Below are 18,396 nucleotides of genomic sequence, written 5' to 3'. Positions count from 1 at the left end.
CCGCCGTATTTTTCAACATTAACGGTTTTTAATGGAATCCGGGAGCCGGTTTCCTGTCGTAAATGATTGAAAGTTGCGTATCTGACACTATTATGGGACACAGTATCCAGTCGTTATAAACGGAGATGACAATGGAAGACAGACGATTCGGCGTTCAGAACTCTCAGGGAGCCTATTCGACTCCCCAGACCGAGCGCGCGACCACTGGTATCAGCGATGACGCGATGAAGGTGTTGCGCAACACCTACATGCTCCTGGGCATGACCCTCGCCTTCTCGGCGCTCACCGCATTCCTGAACATGAACGGAACCCATCCGGGCTTCCTGATCACCATTGTGGGATACATTGGCCTGCTGTTCGCAACCTATAAGTTGAAGAACAGCCCGTGGGGCATCGTGACCACGTTCGCGCTGACCGGCTTCATGGGTTACACCCTGGGCCCGATCATCGGCGCATTCGTAGCCGCCGGCGCTTCCCAGATTGTTGCCCAGGCTCTGACACTGACGGCTGTCGCCTTTGTTGGCCTGTCTGCCACGGCAATCATTACCAAAAAAGACTTCAGCTTCATGTCGAGCTTCCTGACCGCTGGTGCCTTCGTATTGATCGGCGCCATGCTGCTGGCCTTCCTGATGGAGAGCTCTGCTCTGCATCTGGCAGTGTCTGCTGGCTTCACTATTTTCGCCTCCATCATGATCCTGTTTGAAACCAGCCAGATCATCAAAGGTGGAGAGCGCAACTACGTGATTGCCACCGTTGGACTGTATGTATCCATCTACAACCTGTTCGTCAGCCTGCTGCACTTGCTGTCTGCGTTCAGCGGCGAAGATTGATGCCAGACTGATTAAGCTGGCTCGAAACCCCGGCAGTTGCCGGGGTTTTTGCTTTCGGTAAACTGAAAGCCCTGAACGACAGATCAGGAACACACAGGAAATATGGCCGAAACTGCTTCTGAAAGCTTCACCTTGGTAATTACCGGCGCACCCTACTCGTCCCAGGCGCCCCAGACCGCCCTTGGCTTTGCTCAGGCTGCCGTTAACGCCGGGCATCGCATCGACCGGGTTTTTCTCTACGGGGATGGCGTGCATCTTGCGTCAGCACTGTGCGCACCGCCATCGGACGAAACCCACTGGCCCGAGGCGTGGTCGCAGTTTCTCGCCGAGCACAGCATTCCCGGTGTTGCCTGCATTGCCTCTGCGCTGCGTCGTGGGCTGGTAAACGAAACCGAGCAGAAACGCTACGAGTTGCCCGCATCCAATCTGCGCGCCCCGTTTGAAATCGCAGGGCTCGGCGAATGGGTCGAAGGACGGATAAAGTCCACCCGAACTCTCTACTTTCACGCTGGAGACTGACCGTGAGCACTCTGATCATGATTGACCAGGCTCCTTACGGCACCTGGAGCGGGCGGGAAGCACTGGATATGGCGTTTTCGCTGGCAGCTTTTGACCAAGCGGCGTCACTCCTATTCACCGGAGCTGGCGTCAACTGGTTAAAAAAGGGCCAGGAAGCCGGAGGCATTGGCCAGAAGTCAGTGGACAAGAATCTCGCGGCTGCGCCTATTTTCGGTATAGAAGCCATCCTGGCGGATCGCGCCGCATGCCGCACCTACGGACTGGATGAGAACTCGCTCATTGAGGGCGTAACTCTGGTAAATGCAGACGCCGCCCTACTTGCCGCCTATGACCACACCGCTTTCGCAGGTTGATCCATGACTGCCATCCAGACATTGCACATTCTGAACAAGTCTCCGGACCACCCGCGTGCAACCCGCTGCCTTGAGATGGTCGCTGAGGAAGATTGCCTCTTGCTGATCGGCGGGGGCGTTCTACTTCTTGCAACGGATAATCTGCCTGGGATCAGCAGGGTATTTGCACTCACGCAGGACCTCGATGCCCGGGGACTGGCCAATCTGGCAGGTAACGTCAGCGCTGTGGATTACGCGGAGATGGTTTCGCTGTCAGTTCAAGCACAACGGGTAATCAGTTGGTAAGCCATGACCAATACCACAATGCCGGCACGAAATAACGAAGGTTTTCTTGAAGACGCCCGAGACTGGACGGAAGATGTCGCGGCTACCATAGCCGCTGAGGACGGAATGGAGTTGACCGAAAAACATTGGGAAATCATAGAGTTTTTGCGGTCTTTTTATAAGGAACATGAAATATCGCCACCCTCGAACCGCCTGTTCGTGAAAGCGGTCAAAGAGGCCTTGGGCGAGGACAGGGGCAACAGCATTTATCTGATGCAACTGTTTCCCGGAACTCCAGCCAAGACCGCCTGCCGGATAGCCGGGCTTCCCCGCCCCACCAATTGCCTGTAGCGCCGCGCAGCAGCTCACATACCGACAAAGGATAGGAACTGAAGCAGCCCTGCCAGGGCACCGAAAATACCGCCCACGAGCATCAGTTGGAGTTCCTCTTCCCTGAACGCCGGGCGAAGAATGTCCTGGAATTCATCCGGTTTCAGTGCCTTCATCTGCCCCGACAACACTTCCGCCACCACCGGCGCCCTCTCCCGGTTAAACGCGGGGTCGCTAAAGACATCTCCGGTGGCCAGAACCGCCTTCTGGTTCATCACCCGTTGCAGTTCGGTGTAACCCGTCATGCCCATGGTCACCTGCGCTGTCAGTTTCATGATGACGGAATTGTCCAGCAAGGGGCGAAGATGTTTCTGGATGATCGCCCGGGTCCTGTCGCCCTGGCTGCCATTGATCATGGCATCGGCAACTTTCTCAACCGTGATCAGTTCTTCGGCCACCAACTTTGCCCAGACATCGCTGATCTCTGGTTGCCTGCGCAGAAACAGTCCCTGGATTTTCCAGAACAGAAACCGGCGCGGCCTGAGCGGGGAGAAGATCAGGTTGATCGCAATCCAGTTGGTTACGAACCCGACCACAAAGCCCCCGAGGGGCAACAGCCAGGGTTCTGGATAATGGGTCCACAAAGGCACGAGGACTGCCCCTAGGATGCCGCCGATAATCGCGCCACGGTTGATCACGGACTGGAGTTCCACCGCCCCGGCTTGCTGGAAGATCCGGTTCATCATATCAGGCTGCTTCTCCAGTTCCCGGCTGAGCAACGCCTTGAGATCCACCAGCTCATCCAGATCATCGCCAAAGTCCTCGACCAGCTCCTCCACCCGGGACGGCAATTGCTCCCGTGCCCACTGGTAAATCCGATTCCTCAGAAACAGGGGTAGATTGTCCCAGAGGACCGGCTGAATCTCGTACATGACTTCATCAATGTACTCATCCATTCTGGGTGTGACCTGGGAAACAACCTGCTCAACGATGCGCTGGGGTTCGAGCTTCTGATAGACGGCGTTGAGGTCGCCGAACTGCTGGAGGGTCCTGTCGATGCAGATGTGCGCCATCTTTTCCGCCTTGCGGGGAATAACCCCCTGCCAGCCCACCAGGCCCACGCCGATGAACTGAACCGGGTAAAAGGACATCTGGATGGCAAGCCAGTTGGTCAGCCAACCAACAACGGCCGCCATGAGTGGCACAGACAGAAGCGCAACGTCGTACAAGTTTGACCCCGGTGTAAGAGTGTAATCCGTTCAAGCCGGTGATAATGCTGTTAACAGGCAGTCAGGATGGTACATGCCTGATGTTTCCGTGTATGTGACGAATGATGAAGTAATTGAAATGTCACAACATTGGCCGTGTAGCCAGGGAGATGAGGGTACTGCGGCAGTCTTGAGTGGGCGCCGCGCCCTGAGGGCGCGGTCCACGGGCAAGAAAAGATCTTGGCGCTTACTGGTAGTAGGCGTTTTCAGTGTAAGAGTGGTCGGTCACATCCCTTACGGCAGTGATTTCCGGAACACGCTCCCGAAGGGTGGTCTCTACGCCCTGTTTAAGGGTCAGACTGACTGCAGAGCAACCCTGGCAGCCGCCACCAAAACGCAACACCGCCACTGATTCATCAACGATCTCTACCAGAGACACCTCGCCGCCATGAGCTGCCAGGTTGGGATTGATTTCGGAAGCCAGAATGTAATTCACCCGGTCCGGAAGCGGCGCATCGTCATCAATCTTCGGCACCTTTGCGTTCGGTGCCTTGATGGTGAGCTGGCCACCCATCTGGTCTTTGGAGTAATCCACGTACGCTTCTTCAAGGAACGGAACGGAATTGTGGTCCAGATAAAGGATGAACTTGTCCAGATCCACCTGCTCGTCCGTCGGTACAACTTCGTTGGGTGGGCAGTAGGCCAGACAGGTCTCGGCGTTCTTGGTGCCGGGCTGGGTAACGAATATACGCACACCCATGCCTTCCACATCCTGTTTTTCGATAAGTTGTGCAAGATAGTCCCGTGCGGGATCTGTCACAGTAACCTGAGCCATGTTTTCAACCCGTTTGAAAGTTTGAGTTTATTTTAAGGGAGTTCGCGGGAACATGAAAGACCAAGTAAAATAGTCGGGCTTTACGAAGGTAATCAATTTCCCGTATTGGCAGGTATTTGCAGAAGGCAGTTGATAATCGTCATTCGTACTAAGACGGGCTCAGGCATTTTTGCTATGATCCCGCGCCATTGACATTAATACTGCGTTATTAACGACATCCGGAAGTACTTCTATGACCGATCGCACCACCCGTCTCGACCAGCTCCATAAGGCCCTGCAGGAACGCATTGTGATCCTTGATGGCGGCATGGGCACCATGATCCAGAATCTCAAGCTGGACGAGAAGGCGTTCCGTGGTGATCGGTTTGCCGACTATGATCGGGAAGTCCAGGGTAACAATGATCTTCTTAACCTGACCCAGCCTGCCCTGCTCCGCAATATTCATGCGGATTACCTGGATGCCGGCGCAGATATTATCGAAACCAACACCTTTAACTCCACCCAACTGTCCCAGGCAGATTACGGACTGGAGGCAATTGCCAAGGAACTGAACGTGGCCGCTGCCAGGCTGGCCCGTGAGATTGCAGACGAATACACCGCCAAAAATCCGGACAAGCCCCGTTTTGTGGCTGGCGCCGTCGGGCCCACATCGCGCACCGCGTCCATTTCACCGGACGTGAACAACCCGGGCTACCGGAACGTCGATTTTCAGACCCTGGTCGACAACTATTATGAAGCTGTCGAAGGACTGGCCGAGGGTGGTTGCGACCTCATCCTGATCGAAACCATATTCGACACCCTGAACGCCAAGGCGGCGATCTACGCCACGCAGCAATACTTTGAGGACAGTGGCATCACCCTGCCGATCATGATTTCCGGCACGATCACCGATGCCTCCGGTCGGACCCTTTCCGGCCAGACCACCGAAGCCTTCTGGAACTCGGTAGCACACGCCAAACCTATTTCAGTAGGCCTTAACTGTGCGCTGGGTGCAGACGCTTTACGTCCGTACGTGGAGGAGCTATCTGACAAGGCTGAAACCTACGTCAGCGCGCACCCGAACGCCGGTCTTCCCAACGAGTTTGGCGAATACGACCAGACCCCCGAGGAAATGGCCGAGATTATCGAAGGCTTTGCCCGTGATGGCTTCCTGAACATCATCGGCGGCTGCTGCGGTTCGCGACCGGACCACATTGAAGCGATTGCCCAGGCGGTGGCCAAATACCCACCCCGGAAGATTCCCGAACGCCCGAAGGCGTTACGCCTGTCTGGCCTCGAGCCGTTTACCGGGGACGACAATGTTCTGTTCATTAACGTGGGGGAGCGAACCAACGTCACCGGGTCCAAGCGTTTCCTGCGTCTGATCAAGGAAGAACAGTACGAAGAAGCTCTCAGCGTTGCCCGGGACCAGGTTGAGAACGGTGCACAGATCATCGATATCAATATGGATGAGGGCATGCTGGAGTCCAAGGAGGTGATGGTTACCTTCCTGAACCTGGTTGCCTCCGAGCCGGATATCTCGCGGGTACCGATCATGATCGACTCCTCCAAGTGGGATGTGATCGAAGCAGGCCTGCGCTGCATCCAGGGCAAGGCCGTGGTGAATTCCATCAGTCTCAAGGAAGGCGAAGAAGAGTTCATAAAGCGGGCCAGGGACTGCATGCGCTATGGCGCCGCAGTGGTGGTAATGGCCTTTGACGAACAGGGCCAGGCCGACACCTACGAACGCAAGACAGAAATCTGCAAACGCTCTTATGATGTACTGACCGGTATTGGCTTCAACCCGGCGGATATCATCTTCGACCCCAACATCTTCGCCATTGCCACCGGCATCGAAGAGCACAACAACTACGCGGTGGACTTCATCAACGCCACCCGCTGGATCCGGGAAAACCTGCCCCACGCTTCGATTTCCGGCGGCGTGAGCAACGTTTCTTTCTCGTTCCGGGGCAATGACGTGGTCCGGGAAGCCATCCACTCGGTGTTCCTGTACCACGCCATCAAGGCCGGCATGAACATGGGTATCGTTAACCCCGGCCAGCTGGTGATCTATGATGAAATTGATCCGGAGCTCAAGGAGCTGGTAGAAGACGTTGTCCTGAACCGGCGCGATGATGCCACCGACCGCCTGCTCGAGATTGCCGAACGCTACAAAGGTAAAGGCGGCAAAACCCAGGAAGAAGACCTCGCCTGGCGTGAATGGCCTGTCGAAAAGCGCCTCGAACACGCCCTGGTGAAAGGAATCACAACCTATATCGTCGAGGACACCGAAGCCTGTCGTTTAAACGCCAGCCACCCCATCGAGGTAATCGAAGGGCCGCTGATGGACGGCATGAACGTGGTCGGTGATCTCTTCGGCGACGGCAAGATGTTCCTGCCCCAGGTGGTCAAGAGCGCCCGGGTGATGAAGCAGGCCGTCGCGCATCTGATTCCCTACATTGAGGCAGAAAAGACCGAAGACCAGAAAGCCAAGGGCAAGATCCTCATGGCCACGGTGAAAGGCGATGTCCACGACATTGGCAAGAACATCGTGGGCGTTGTGCTCCAGTGCAACAACTACGAGGTGATTGACCTGGGCGTGATGGTGCCCTGCGACAAGATCCTCGCGGCCGCCAAAGAGCATGATGTCGACCTTATTGGCCTGAGCGGCCTGATCACGCCGTCCCTGGACGAGATGGTCCACGTGGCCCGTGAGATGCAACGTCTGGATTTCAATATCCCATTGATGATCGGCGGTGCGACAACATCGAAGGCTCACACTGCGGTGAAAATCGAGCCCCAGTACAAAAATGACATTGCCCTGTACGTGTCGGATGCATCCCGCTGCGTGAACGTGGCATCCCAGCTTCTCAGCAAGACTGCAAAGCCGGAATTTGTCGAAGCGGCCCGCACCGAATACGACGAGATTCGTGAACGCCGGAAAAACCGCGGCGACCGGACCAAGCTGGTCTCTTTGAAAGAAGCCCGCGACCGCGCCCCGGAAATCTCCTTCGAAGGCTACCAGCCTCCCAAGCCGGCATTCACCGGTATCCGGGTATTCGAGGAATATGACCTCACTGAGCTGGTGGATTACATCGACTGGACACCGTTCTTCCTGTCCTGGGACATTTCCGGCAAGTACCCGGCCATCTTTGATGATCCGAAACGCGGCGAGGCGGCTCGCCATCTGTTCGACGATGCCCAGAAGATTCTTCACCGGATGATTGACGAAAAACGAGTCCAGGCCCGTGGCGTTATTGGTTTCTGGCCAGCCAACCGTCGGGGCGACGATATTGTTCTGTACACAGACGAGTCGTGCGGAGAGGAGCTGACCACCCTGCACCACCTCCGTCAGCAGGATGAAAAGGCACCCGGCAAACCTATGATGGCACTGTCTGATTTCGTTGCGCCTGAGGGCTCTGGTACTTTGGACTACGTCGGCGGTTTCGCTGTGACCACAGGCATTGGCGCGGAAGAGTTCTCACTGGAATTCAAAGAGGCCAACGATGATTACAACGCCATTATGGTGAAGGCGTTGGCCGACCGACTGGCGGAAGCGTTCGCGGAACGCATGCACGAACGGGTCCGACAGGAGTTCTGGGGCTACGCGGCCGATGAAAAGCTGGCCAATGAAGACCTGATCAAGGAAAGGTACCGCGGGATACGGCCTGCACCGGGCTATCCGGCGTGCCCGGACCACACCGAAAAGGCAACCCTGTTCAACCTGCTTGAAGCCAGTGACACGGCAGGTATTGAACTGACTGAGCATTTCGCCATGTTCCCGACTGCGGCCGTATCCGGCTGGTACTTTGCACATCCGGAATCCAAATACTTTGCAGTAGGCAAAATTGGCGTTGACCAGGTTGAGGACTATGCTGAACGCAAAGGCATTTCCAAGGCCGAAGCAGAGCGCTGGCTAGCGCCAAGCCTGGCGTACGATCCGGCAGAATAAACTTCGGCCAACGCACAGACCAGGGGCGGATGTATGACGAAGTCTTCAAAGGCAGAAAGAAAGGATCAAGAGAAGCAGCGCGGGCCCGGCGTTTTGAAAGTCATGCAAAGCATTCTGGCCGGCGCTTTCGGGGTACAGTCCGACAAGCGCCGGGAAGAGGACTTCTCAAGCCATAGCCCCTGGCCCTATATCATCGCCGGCATTCTGTTCACAGCCAGCTTTGTGGTTGGCCTGATCGTTATCGTGAATCTGGTCCTGGCGAGCCAGTAAGATTACTGGCCAGCCACCCAGACGACGGCGAACGCAACGGCAAGCACCACCAGCAGAACGGCGGCAACGGCATCGGCCTGACTATCTGAGCGTACGGTCTTTTTCATGTCTGTTCCTCTTTCCGAGTTGGGTCTCGTGTTTTTCTTGTTTTCCCACAGCCCGGCACATCGGCCCGGCTGACTTTATTAAGTTAAGCAGTTAATTGATATTCGTCCAGTCCATTGTTCCGCTTGCTTATCGCCTGAATCGATAAACATATTTTGAAATAATCATTTTAAGAATAAAAACCCGCTGTTATCCTCCCCCCCAGATATAAGGCCGTCGGCCTCGATATGTCGCTTTCAAGCAGGATCTTCCCACTATGTACGTATACGATGAACACGATCGGCAAATGGCTGCCGAGAGGGTTGCCCAGTTCCGTGACCAGACCGAAAGGGCTCTGGCCGGTGAGTTGGCAGAAGACGAGTTTCTTCCCCTTCGCCTGCAGAACGGCCTGTACGTTCAGCGTCTTGCCCCCATGCTCAGGATCTGTGTTCCCTACGGCATGATGCGTTCGGACCAGCTTCGCCGACTTGCCCGGATTACCCGGGACTACGATAAAGGCTATGCGCACTTCACCACCCGCCAGAACGTTCAGCTTAACTGGCCGGCCCTGGAAGACGTTCCGGATATTCTTGCGGAACTCGCCGAGGTGGAAATGCATGCCAACCAGACCAGCGGCAACTGCATTCGTAACACCACCACAGACCAGTTCTCCGGTGTTCAGTCCGATGAAATCGCGGATCCGCGTCCCTATTGCGAAATCATTCGCCAGTGGTCCACGTTTCACCCGGAATTCGCCTTCCTGCCGCGAAAGTTCAAGGTTGCCGTAAATGCCTCCGAGAATACCGATCGCGCCGCCATTCAGGTGCACGATATCGGCTTGCAGATGGTGCGTAATGAGGCTGGCGAACTCGGCTTCCGTGTTCATGTTGGTGGCGGCCTGGGTCGGACACCCATGGTTGGCCCGGTTATCCGTGAGTTCCTTCCGGAACTGGATCTGCTGACCTACCTCGAGGCCGTGCTACGGGTTTATAACCGCTACGGTCGTCGCGACAACAAATTCAAGGCCCGGATCAAGATTCTGGTGAAGGCGCTCACTCCCGAAGGCTTCGCCGAGAAGGTGGAAGCCGAGTGGCAGCACATCAAGGATTCCCCTACCCGGCTGACACGGGAGGCGATTCAACGCATCCAGGCTTACTTTACCGAGCCGGATTACGCCGCGCTGGATAATGCCACAGACCTGCTGGCCAGCCAGCGCTTTGAGAACCGGGGCTTCGATCAGTGGCTGACCCACAATGTGGATACCCACAAAAAGCCGGGCTACGCCATTGTCACCCTGACCATGAAAAAGACCGGTACACCCCCGGGGGATGTCAGCGACAAACAACTGGAGCAGATTGCCGATCTGGCGGACGAATTCAGTTTTGGCGAAGTCCGGGTAACCCACCAGCAGAATGTGGTGCTGGCAGATGTGCGCCAGGACCGCCTTTTAGAGTTGTGGCAGGCCATTACTCCGATGGGTTTCGGCACCGCGAACCTGAACACCCTGACGGACGTCATCTGCTGCCCCGGCGGCGACTACTGCGCGCTGGCTAATGCCAAGTCTATCCCGGTAGCCGAAGCCATCCAGCGGCAGTTCGATGATCTGGACTACCTGTACGACCTGGGCAACATTGATCTGAACATCTCCGGCTGCATGAATGCCTGCGGCCACCATCATGTCGGCAACATCGGAGTTCTTGGCGTCGACAAGAAGGGTGAAGAGTTCTACCAGATCAGCCTTGGCGGTTCGTCCCACCACGACGCCTCGATTGGCAAGATCCTGGGGCCGTCATTCGCCCGGGACGAGATGCCCAAGGTGATTTCCAAAATCATTGATGTCTACGTTGATAAGCGCACGGAAGAAGAGACCTTCCTGGATACTTATCGTCGTGTAGGAATTGATCCTTTCAAGGAGCGGGTATATGCCTAACGTTATTTCTCCGGACGGCACCATCCGTCAGGACAACTGGGTTGTGGTCCCCCGCCCGGCTGAGGGTGAATCACTGGACATTCCGGCTGACCAGCCAGCATTGATCCCGGCGGATCTGTGGCTGGCCGGTTACGAGCATTTCACCGGCAGACAGGATATCGGCGTGTGGTTTGACAGCCACGACGAGCCGGAGATCCTGAATGGCCACGTAAATGAGCTGCCGGTGATTGCGGTGAACTTCCCGAAGTTCAGTGATGGCCGGGGTTACAGCATTGGCCGTTTGCTGCGGGAACGCTTTGGCTACGTGAACGAATTGCGTGCCATCGGCGACGTGCTATTGGATCAGCTGCAGTTCATGAAGCGCTGCGGTTTTGACGCCTATGTGCTTCGAGCTGACAAGGACATCAACAAAGCCGCACGGTGCCTGAACTTCTTCAGCCAGGGTTATCAGGCCGCCACCGACACCGACATGCCTCTCTTCCGCCGTCGGGCCTCCTGATTTAGATCGGAAGAATGAAGAGAGGGGTTCACCCCTCTCTTCACTCCCAATTACTTGGCGTGATCCAGAACAATCTTCCCGGACGACTCACCTTTTAGAAACGCCTTCAATGCGCCATCCAGATCCTTCCGGCCAATATCTCTGGCTGAAGCTTCCGTTTTAGGACACGCCCACTCCCCTGCGAATTTCTTCCAAACGGCTTCTTTCTCCGCCAGCGGAATCTCTACCGAATCCACACCCAGCAGATTCACGCCACGCAGGATAAACGGAAGTACCGTGGTCTGAAGACCGGGTCCCGCGACAAGGCCACAGCAGGATACGGAGCCGCCAGGCTGAATCTGTTTGAGCAGTTCGGCCAGCGGGCCGCCACCCACCGTATCCACCGCGTTGGCAAACACAGGTTTGACCAGGGGTTTCTTTTCTTCCGCTAGGGACTCACGACCCACCACTTCGCTGGCACCCAGGGCCTTGAGATCATCCGCGTGCTCGGCCTTACCACTGATGGCGACGACCTCGAACCCGAGTTTGGAAAGCAGCTCAACGGCAACGGTGCCAACGGCACCGGAGGCACCTGAAACGGCAACCTTACCCTGCTCCGGTTTGGCGCCCATGGTCAGGAGTTTCTGGACACAGAGGCCAGCGGTGAGACCGGCGGTGCCATAGATCATGGCGGTGCGGGCGTTCCAACCGGCAGGCATGGGGACGCACCAGGCGGCAGGAACGCGGATGTATTCGCCAAAGCCACCGTCGGTGTTCATGCCCAGGTCATAGCCCGTTACGATAACGGGACTGCCGTTAGACGGCGTTCCCGTAGCTGACTCAACGACCTCACCGGCGGCGTCGATACCCGGGGTGTGGGGGAAAGAACGGGTGACCCCCTTGTTGCCGGAGGCGGACAGCGCATCCTTGTAGTTGAGCGAGGAATGGCTGACCCGGATCAGGACCTCGCCATCGGGCAGATCACCGGTGCTCAGGGTTTTCTCGGCGCCGACATACTCTCCGTTCTGCTCTTCGACACGCCAGGCTTTGAATTCGGTATTGGTTGTCATCGTTGTTCCCCGTTTTCAGTGGTCTACTGGAACTTCTGGTTGCGGAAGGCGCCCAGTACTTTCCAGACAGTGTGTTCAAGCGCCGCACTGGTTGCCAATCCGAGCTTTTCCGGAAGGCTCCGTTTGCGCTGGTATGCCACTGAGACTACGTCTGCGCGGTCGCAGGCTTCAATGAGATATTCGTCGGAGGTTTTGATCTCATCGATCAGCTTTACCTCCAGGGCCCGCTTGCCAAACCAGATATCGCCATTGGCAACTGCAGCGATATCCAGGTCCGGCCGTCGTTCGCTGACATATTCCTTGAACAGACCGTGGGTGTCTTCAAGGTCTTCCAGGAATTTCTGACGGCCTTTATCGGTGTTTTCACCGAAAATGGTCATGGTTCGCTTGTGCTCGCCGGCAGTCAGCACTTCGAAGTCCACATCGTTTTTCTTCAGGAAACGGTGGAAGTTAGGGAGCTGGGCAACCACGCCAATGGAGCCAAGTATGGCAAACGGGGAGGCCACAATCCGGTCTGCCACACAGGCCATCATGTAGCCACCACTGGCCGCGACCTTGTCAACGCAGGCGGTGAGGCGTACGCCCTTGCTTCGAATGCGATCCAGCTGGGCGGCAGCCAGACCATACGAATGAACCAGTCCGCCACCGCTTTCCAGGCGGATAACAACTTCGTCCTTTTCCGGATCGGCGATGCTCAGTACGGCGGTAATGGCGCGGCGAAGCGGATCGGTGTCGCTTGCCTTGATATCGCCATCGAAATCGAGAACGTAAACTCGGCCGCGACTGTCCTCATGCTCGTCGCTATCTTTCTTGGCCTTGGCCGCCTTTTTTTCGGCCTTCTGTTCTTTCTTCCGGGCCTTCTGGAAGAGCTTGCGTTGTTGATCCGACATCAGCCGGGATTGAATCGTTTCACGCAGTTTCTCGTATTTCTCATTGAGCTTCCGGATCTTGAGCTCTCCCTCGCCCTCATGATCACCCCGATCCTTTTGGGCGGCGGACATGACGACAGAGATCACCACCAGAGCCGCCACCACGAAGGTAACGATCTTGGCCAAAAACAAACCGTATTCTGTCAGGAACTCCAAAGTGCTTCTCCAACTGAATGTACAAAGGCAAGAGTGTAACTTACCGAATTTATGGTGATAAGGAGAGCAAAAAAATTAAAACAAGCGTTCGATCGATCTTGACAGACCGGACCACTAACCATAAAGTCGGATTGCGAGGTCGGCTCTACCCGGGCAACCGATCAGGCTCGTGCAGCCAGGGACATCAAGCCGTCGTGATCATGACTAGACAACCATCAAAAGGGTAAAACAATGTCTGTAGCTCAGGTATTTGAACAACTCGAACAGAATTTCAACGCAGACGCAGCTCAAGGCCTGGACCTGGTATTCCAGTTCGACATCGAAGACGACAAAACCTATCACCTGGTCATCAATGACGGCACCTGCAAGATGCACGAAGGCGCCCATGACGACCCTTCCGTCACGCTGATCATGAATTCCGAAACCCTGCAGGGCATCGTTTCCGGCGAGACCGACGGCATGCAGGCATTCATGGCAGGCCAGCTGCGCGCCGAAGGCGACATGATGCTGGCAACCAAGCTAGGCGAACTGTTCAAGATGGGCTGATTGGCCCCGGAAAGCGTTGTAAAAAAAACCTGCGTTTCGACGCAGGTTTTTTTGTGCCCAGGGATTCTATTGGTTCCAGAACTGGACGGCTGCCCTCGCCTGTTCGTTCACCGGAACGGCCACCAGGCCCGAGGCGGAAAGTTTAACCTCGAAGACAGCCTCATCCCGCATCGGCATGAAAGTCATGCTGCCGTCCACCGCCTCCAGAAACGGCAAGTTGTACTGCTGATCCCACTGCCATAGATCCGGCCAGATGTCCTCGGAAAGCCCGATGGCTGTTCTTGGCGCGGACCGCTCCTGCTCAAGAGACGTATAACGCCCGCTCAATCGTTCCAGCCGATAGCCGGGAGCAATATCCAGCCATCGGAAAGGGCCGGTAATCCGGATAATCCTGGCATCGATCTGCCACTGGTCGCCCTGAATTGTCCGTATAGCGGCGATGTCATTCTGGCCCTGGAGAGAAACCTCCCAGATTTGCTCGGCCTGACGTTGGGTAGAAATGGTTGCCACGGTCTGCATGCCGACCAGCGATTGGTAGCTGGTGAGGTTTACCGCAATAACAAGGACGTAAAGCCCGGCCAGGATAACGCCGAATACCAACGTACCCTTCAACCAGGTCAACAGCCATCCGGGGTGTCTGAAAAACAGCAGGCCTGCGATAACCATCACCGCGCCTGCAGCGGCAAGGACAATGGTCGCGAGCGTATGGGACATAGAACTACAAACCTACGTCGTCCAGCGACGATTCAGCCAGCTTCAGGAGGTCAACATTACGGTCTTCACTCTTGCCGATGTTCTCGATGTAGTACTCGAGTGACGTCAGCGCGTCGGCAAGTGCTTCAAGTACCTGGGCTGCAGGGGCTTCCTTGGCATCTAGCAAACGTTCCTGGATAGAGGCTGCCACACGTTCAAGAACGCCCGCAGCCCCGGGGTCGTTAACCATCTGCAGGCCGCCCCAGATGCTGTGCAGGGTTGCCGGCAGGTTCGCCAGATGGAGCTTGTCGTAGTCGGATTCGATAAAGGCAGTAATCGCTCGTTTGGCCAGGGTCAGCGCACCACGGGCTTCATCGGCAACCACATACAGCGCTTCCCGAAGGTACACAGACTCTTCACGCTTGCGCCCACCACTGGCCAGGGCATCGGTTTCCGACGTAATACCCCGGGTGACAATCTGCATTACGGCATCTTCAATGCCCAGAACGGAATCCGCCAGCCGGTAAAGCTCATCATCACCAGGCAGCCGGGACTCTTCTTCCCAGCTCCGGAGTTTGCCCGCCTCTTCCCGTGAAACGCTCGCCAGCTTATTCAGGTCCAGCATAACCAGGGTGTTTGCTAGACGCTCAAGGGCATCAGCAATGGAAGACAACTCGGCCAGATCCGGCTCTATGCCACGCTCGATGATGTCCAGCTTGTCTTTCAACTGGTTCAATTCATCCTGTAGCGCTTCTGACAGGGACTTGAGAACGTCGCTGCCGGGGCCATATAACCTGCGGGCATGGGCCTCGAGCATGGAGTCGGGAAAATCGGCTGGCGCGAGATGATAGGCGGACAGCACCTGGGTGACTTCAGGGTTGGCAGAGCCACTGCGATACAGCAGATAGATCAGGTCGCGGATCAAGGAATCCGGGGCGTCTTTGCCGGTGGCGACTTTGCCCACGTAAACCACTTCCCGGGCATACTTTTCGATCCGCATGAACATGCGCTTGCGGGCCTTGGTGAACACCATCGCCCGATCAAGCATGGTGTCCGCAACAATCCCGACAAGACACCACATCTGCCCCATTGGCGCACCCTGGCACAGGCGTGCAAGACCACGAGACGCTCGCCCGATCAGCTTTTTATTCACCACGTCGTTTCGATCGCGGAGAATGCCCAGAAGTGCAACCTGGAAAGTCAGCCGCATGCGGCGAGCCATAATTTCGTAATCGGCCTCATTACCGTCAAAGGCCTGCAGCGGCATGCCGGCACAGAAATCCGGGCGTTCCTTGACATCGACATCAAAAAAACAGGATTCGGGATAGGGTTTCTCGCGCCGGGCTTCCCGGAGATCATTAATAACAGGAAGCAGCAGTTCGGGATGATCTTCCCTTTGCTGGTGGTAATACTCCACATAGCGGCGGAGAATAAATAGCGCGCTGTTCAGTGTGGTCAGGAGGATGTTTTTGTCGTCGTTGGCACCAACGGGTACGTCGTTGGCCATGGTGACCGCTTCCTGGCACAGCAAAGTGCCACCCCGAAGCTCCACCAGGATGAAAATACCCCGCAACTGATTGATGAAATCAACACAGTTCTGGAGATCCTCACCCCTTTCGCGGTTTTCCTGAAAGCGTTCAAGGCTGGATTCTGCCTGCTTGATGGTCTGTTCGATTTCACTTTTGACCAGATCAAACGACTGCGATTTCGTCGCGAGAGACGACTGAACCATAAACGCTTCCCGTTAATATTGCGGAGACTACCGCATCCTCTTTGGTGGTCTCTGGTCCGGCTGCAGCGGACCAGGCCTTTTTGTTCTGGGCCGGTTAACCCCTTATCCGGCCAAAGACAGTTCGCAAAAAACTGGCGAACTTATCATTACTTATAACATAAAACTCAAGTACCTCAAGAAAGGCGGAATGTAACATTTAGTACAGGCCGACCCAGTTCTCATTCTGCGCTCTGGAGTTTACCCCAGACGGTTTCACCGGCCTGTTTCTCGAGCAGCGACATGAACTCGTCATGGGCTTCATTTTCAGCACTCGAGGCCCGAACAACGGAAAGCGGCTTTCTGTCAGCCGGAAGCCGCCTGATTCCGCCGTTGCCGCCACCACTTTCGGAGCCGGCATCCAGTGACAGCGCGGTCTGGCCGCCGGTGAGCAGCAGGTAAACGTCGGCCAGGATTTCCGCATCCAGCAAAGCGCCGTGAAGGTCACGGTTGCTGTTGTCCACGCCATAGCGTTTACAGAGCGCATCCAGATTGTTCTTCTGCCCGGGGTGGCGTGCCCTTGCGATAGCGAGCGAATCGACAATCGAACAGTGATCAGCGGTCTTACGCACCGGCTTCACCCGGGCGAATTCCGAATCCATGAAGCCAACGTCGAAGGCGGCGTTATGGATAACCAGCTCCGCTCCCTTGATGAACTCGAAGAATTCGTCGGCAATCTCGGCAAATCGGGGTTTATCGGCCAGGAACTCATTGGTAATGCCGTGGACCGTGATGGCCTCGGCCTCAACCTCTCGGTCGGGATTGATATAAACGTGGTAGTTGCGACCGGTGAGCTGGCGCTCCATAAGTTCAACGCAGCCGATCTCAATGATTCGATGGCCTTCTGCGGGATCAATACCCGTAGTCTCTGTATCCAGTACGATCTGTCTCATTGCCTGTACCTGGTTATCTGCAGTTATGCGTTGGAAAGCTCTTCGACACCGCGATTGGCGAGTTCATCCGCCAGCTCATTGTCGGGCACGCCGGAATGCCCCTTGACCCAGTGCCAGTTAATCTTGTGCCGGGCGACTTCGGAATCCAGCTCCCGCCAGAGATCCTCGTTCTTGACGGGTTTTTTCGCAGAGGTTTTCCAGCCATTGCGTTTCCAGCCCGCCATCCATTCAGTAATACCCTTGCGAACGTATTGTGAGTCTGTGAATAACTCCACTTCACACGGGCGCTTCAGGGCCTCGAGGCCCCGAATGGCCGCCATGAGCTCCATACGATTGTTGGTGGTTCTGGCTTCGCCGCCGTGCAGGGTTTTGCGGTTATCGCCATAGCGCAGAACCACTCCCCAGCCTCCCGGGCCCGGATTGCCCTTGCAGGCGCCATCAGTGTAAAGGGTTACCTTGCCGGCCATTCAGTCTCCTGGTTCGATAATCAATGGATCAGTTACGCTTGCTTGGGGACGAACCGCTCCGGCTGCAGCCCCGGGAGGCGCCAACGGTGCCAGTCCCCGGCAAGGCAATGACCTTGCTTTGTCGCCAGACAGGGCGTCTTGGCAGCCGTGCATGCACGCGTTTTTTGGCAAGGATACAGTAATAGGCGCCCACTGGCAGGAGTCGATTTCCCGACAGGCGATCATCGATACGGGACCGTGGCTTTCGTCCGGCGCGTTGGAGAGGCGCTCGGAAGAACCTCGTGACGGACGCCTCGACATTGAAGCCCAGCAGGTGAAGCCAGTCTTCCATCCGACCGCGCAACAGGAAACGACCGCCCCATGGGCCTTCGCTACTCCTGGTGATCAGTTTCCGTGCTCCCCAGAGGCTGAGCGGATTGAATCCAAACAAAGCCATGGTCCCTTCTCCGCGAAGCACACGCGCTGCCTCCCGAATCACCTGATGCGGATAGGGTGAAAAATCCGCAGCGTGGTGCAGCACCACCAGATCCATGGAGTCACCTGGAAAGGCCAACTCGTCAGCATCGCAAATGGCGACTCCCTCGGGGATGTGGGGATACCATCGCGGCGTTGTCATGATCTTCTGGGAGAAATCCGTTCCCGTAGCCAGTGGCAGGCGGTGGCTGATGCTTACCTGCAATTGTCTGGCGCCAGTGAGGCGCTGGAGTTCGGCGTCCACAAACCGCCTCTGGTCTGCCAGAAGTGCCCGCCCCAGCGGGGTCTGGAACCAGCGCTCAAAGCTTTCATGTCTGGCGGAATAATCAACTGCGTCGGATTCACTCACCAAAGCGGCACTCCCGGAA

19 protein-coding genes are annotated in these 18,396 nt (G+C 56.3%); 10 read left to right on the top strand and 9 right to left on the bottom strand.

Features of this window, described 5'->3' with window-relative positions; genetic code table 11:
• Nucleotides 1-131: 131 nt before the first annotated feature.
• The 5 genes from ABNF92_RS00585 to ABNF92_RS00565 all read left to right on the top strand — a co-directional run bounded on the left by ABNF92_RS00585 (nucleotide 132) and on the right by ABNF92_RS00565 (nucleotide 2,317).
• Nucleotides 132-830, top strand: coding sequence for a Bax inhibitor-1/YccA family protein (locus tag ABNF92_RS00585; RefSeq protein ID WP_069183578.1), 699 nt, complete (start codon nucleotides 132-134; stop codon nucleotides 828-830).
• 102 nt (nucleotides 831-932) lie between these two features.
• Entirely contained in the window at nucleotides 933-1,349 is a 417-nt protein-coding gene (gene tusD, locus ABNF92_RS00580; RefSeq protein ID WP_349343134.1) for a sulfurtransferase complex subunit TusD, read from the top strand.
• A 2-nt stretch (nucleotides 1,350-1,351) separates the two neighbouring features.
• The gene (locus ABNF92_RS00575; RefSeq protein WP_349343133.1) at nucleotides 1,352-1,702 is read left to right on the top strand and encodes a DsrE family protein; all 351 of its coding nucleotides are present in this window, start codon (nucleotides 1,352-1,354) and stop codon (nucleotides 1,700-1,702) included.
• A 3-nt stretch (nucleotides 1,703-1,705) separates the two neighbouring features.
• Complete coding sequence (gene tusB, locus ABNF92_RS00570; protein ID WP_136632245.1) at nucleotides 1,706-1,987, top strand: sulfurtransferase complex subunit TusB; 282 nt, start codon at nucleotides 1,706-1,708, stop codon at nucleotides 1,985-1,987.
• 3 nt (nucleotides 1,988-1,990) lie between these two features.
• A complete protein-coding gene (locus tag ABNF92_RS00565) occupies nucleotides 1,991-2,317 on the top strand; it encodes a TusE/DsrC/DsvC family sulfur relay protein (RefSeq protein WP_349343132.1) in 327 nt (108 codons plus the stop codon).
• Between the two features lie 14 nt (nucleotides 2,318-2,331).
• Here the strand turns inward: ABNF92_RS00565 and ABNF92_RS00560 are convergent, their stop codons facing one another.
• Both ABNF92_RS00560 and nfuA read right to left on the bottom strand, forming a co-directional pair.
• A complete protein-coding gene (locus ABNF92_RS00560; RefSeq protein ID WP_349343131.1) occupies nucleotides 2,332-3,525 on the bottom strand; it encodes a hypothetical protein in 1,194 nt (397 codons plus the stop codon).
• A 226-nt stretch (nucleotides 3,526-3,751) separates the two neighbouring features.
• Nucleotides 3,752-4,339 (bottom strand): Fe-S biogenesis protein NfuA, encoded by a 588-nt coding sequence (nfuA, locus tag ABNF92_RS00555; protein WP_069183573.1) that lies wholly within the window; start codon nucleotides 4,337-4,339, stop codon nucleotides 3,752-3,754.
• A 232-nt stretch (nucleotides 4,340-4,571) separates the two neighbouring features.
• On the opposite strand from nfuA, the gene metH reads away from it, so the two are divergent.
• The 4 genes from metH (at nucleotide 4,572) to ABNF92_RS00535 (ending at nucleotide 11,053) form a co-directional block, all read left to right on the top strand.
• Nucleotides 4,572-8,270, top strand: coding sequence for a methionine synthase (gene metH, locus ABNF92_RS00550; protein WP_349343130.1), 3,699 nt, complete (start codon nucleotides 4,572-4,574; stop codon nucleotides 8,268-8,270).
• Nucleotides 8,271-8,303: 33 nt separating this feature from the next.
• Nucleotides 8,304-8,540 (top strand): DUF2970 domain-containing protein, encoded by a 237-nt coding sequence (locus ABNF92_RS00545; protein WP_349343129.1) that lies wholly within the window; start codon nucleotides 8,304-8,306, stop codon nucleotides 8,538-8,540.
• A gap of 361 nt (nucleotides 8,541-8,901) precedes the next feature.
• Nucleotides 8,902-10,554: a nitrite/sulfite reductase gene (locus ABNF92_RS00540; protein ID WP_349343128.1), complete on the top strand. Its 1,653-nt coding sequence runs from the start codon at nucleotides 8,902-8,904 to the stop codon at nucleotides 10,552-10,554.
• A complete protein-coding gene (locus ABNF92_RS00535; RefSeq protein ID WP_291908894.1) occupies nucleotides 10,547-11,053 on the top strand; it encodes a DUF934 domain-containing protein in 507 nt (168 codons plus the stop codon). The genes ABNF92_RS00540 and ABNF92_RS00535 overlap by 8 nt, the downstream gene beginning before the upstream one ends.
• Before the next feature lie 50 nt (nucleotides 11,054-11,103).
• Here ABNF92_RS00535 and ABNF92_RS00530 read toward each other — a convergent pair whose 3' ends face one another.
• Both ABNF92_RS00530 and sohB read right to left on the bottom strand, forming a co-directional pair.
• Nucleotides 11,104-12,102 (bottom strand): YhdH/YhfP family quinone oxidoreductase, encoded by a 999-nt coding sequence (locus ABNF92_RS00530; protein ID WP_349343127.1) that lies wholly within the window; start codon nucleotides 12,100-12,102, stop codon nucleotides 11,104-11,106.
• 23 nt (nucleotides 12,103-12,125) lie between these two features.
• On the bottom strand, nucleotides 12,126-13,187 hold the full coding sequence (gene sohB / locus ABNF92_RS00525) for a protease SohB (RefSeq protein ID WP_349343126.1): 1,062 nt from the start codon (nucleotides 13,185-13,187) through the stop codon (nucleotides 12,126-12,128).
• Between the two features lie 231 nt (nucleotides 13,188-13,418).
• Between sohB and ABNF92_RS00520 the strand changes: the two genes are divergently transcribed.
• On the top strand, nucleotides 13,419-13,733 hold the full coding sequence (locus ABNF92_RS00520; RefSeq protein ID WP_008171697.1) for an SCP2 sterol-binding domain-containing protein: 315 nt from the start codon (nucleotides 13,419-13,421) through the stop codon (nucleotides 13,731-13,733).
• A 66-nt stretch (nucleotides 13,734-13,799) separates the two neighbouring features.
• Here the strand turns inward: ABNF92_RS00520 and ABNF92_RS00515 are convergent, their stop codons facing one another.
• From ABNF92_RS00515 to ABNF92_RS00495, 5 genes are all read right to left on the bottom strand, one after another.
• The gene (locus ABNF92_RS00515) at nucleotides 13,800-14,447 is read right to left on the bottom strand and encodes a multidrug transporter (RefSeq protein WP_349343125.1); all 648 of its coding nucleotides are present in this window, start codon (nucleotides 14,445-14,447) and stop codon (nucleotides 13,800-13,802) included.
• A 4-nt stretch (nucleotides 14,448-14,451) separates the two neighbouring features.
• Complete coding sequence (locus tag ABNF92_RS00510) at nucleotides 14,452-16,158, bottom strand: chemotaxis protein (RefSeq protein ID WP_349343124.1); 1,707 nt, start codon at nucleotides 16,156-16,158, stop codon at nucleotides 14,452-14,454.
• 218 nt (nucleotides 16,159-16,376) lie between these two features.
• A complete protein-coding gene (gene dnaQ, locus ABNF92_RS00505; RefSeq protein WP_136629574.1) occupies nucleotides 16,377-17,087 on the bottom strand; it encodes a DNA polymerase III subunit epsilon in 711 nt (236 codons plus the stop codon).
• Nucleotides 17,088-17,110: 23 nt separating this feature from the next.
• Nucleotides 17,111-17,554, bottom strand: a complete 444-nt coding sequence (gene rnhA / locus ABNF92_RS00500) for a ribonuclease HI (protein ID WP_069183562.1) — start codon at nucleotides 17,552-17,554, stop codon at nucleotides 17,111-17,113.
• A gap of 28 nt (nucleotides 17,555-17,582) precedes the next feature.
• Complete coding sequence (locus tag ABNF92_RS00495; protein ID WP_349343123.1) at nucleotides 17,583-18,377, bottom strand: methyltransferase domain-containing protein; 795 nt, start codon at nucleotides 18,375-18,377, stop codon at nucleotides 17,583-17,585.
• Between the last annotated feature and the right edge of the window lie 19 nt (nucleotides 18,378-18,396).

Origin of the sequence: Marinobacter sp. MMG032 (assembly GCF_040112695.1) — a bacterium.
In the GTDB taxonomy this organism is placed as follows: domain Bacteria; phylum Pseudomonadota; class Gammaproteobacteria; order Pseudomonadales; family Oleiphilaceae; genus Marinobacter; species Marinobacter salsuginis.
This window is presented reverse-complemented; position numbering and strand designations above follow the sequence as displayed.